Source organism: Micrococcus sp. HG099, from assembly GCF_024723355.1.
GTDB lineage: Bacteria > Actinomycetota > Actinomycetes > Actinomycetales > Micrococcaceae > Micrococcus > Micrococcus endophyticus.
In genome coordinates, this window is the sequence record NZ_JANQCJ010000277.1 from 1 (window position 1) to 800 (window position 800).

The 800-nt window shown below is 81.2% G+C and carries 1 protein-coding gene; it reads left to right on the forward strand.

The window, feature by feature from the left end; all coding sequences use genetic code 11:
- The coding region (locus tag NWP10_RS12205; RefSeq protein ID WP_375162498.1) for a methionyl-tRNA formyltransferase at positions 1–655 on the forward strand (655 nt) is incomplete at its 5' end.
- Positions 656–800 lie beyond the last annotated feature (145 nt).

The window sequence follows — 800 nt, forward strand, 5'->3', positions numbered from 1 at the left end:
GTTCCAGCTCGAGGAGGGCCTGGACACCGGGCCCGTGCACGCCCGCCTCACCCGCGCGGTGGCCCCGGACGAGACCGCCGGGCAGATCCTCGCCGACCTCGCCGAGCGCGGCGGGCCGCTCGTGCTGGAGGTGCTCGGGCGGATCGCGGACGGCACCGCCGCGCCGCGGCCCCAGGAGGGCGAGCCCTCCCACGCCCCGAAGCTCACGGCGGCCGACGGCCTCGTCGACCCGGCCCGCCCCGCCGCCGAGGTGGCCGCGCGCATCAACGGCGTCACACCCGAGCCCGGCGCTTGGGGATGGCTGACGGTCGGGGAGGGCGGCGAGCCCGCCCGGTTCAAGCTCGACGGCGTCGCCCCGGCGACCCCGGCCGACGCGGACTGGCCCGCCGACCTGGACGCGGCGCCCCCGGGCGCCCTGCGCACGGCCGGGCGTGCCGCCTGGCTGCGCACCGCTGACGGGGCGGTCCGGCTCGGCCGGGTCCAGCCCGCCGGCAAGAAGCTCATGCCCGCCGCCGACTGGGCCCGCGGCGCCGCCGACGGCGCCGCCCTGCTCGCCGGCGAGGCGCTCGCCGCGCACACCGCGCGGCTCGGACAGGAGGCCGCCGCACGGGCGGCGCGGCGCGAGGCCGCACGAGAGACGGAGGCGTACGCATGAGCGGCGAGGGACAGGGCGGCCAGGGCCGCGGACGCGGCGGCTCCGGCGGGGGATCGCGCGGGGGAGTAGGCGGGGGATCGCGCGGCGGCTCCCGCAACGGCTCCGGGGGCGGACCCCGGGGAGGCTCCCACGGCGGGCCCTTATA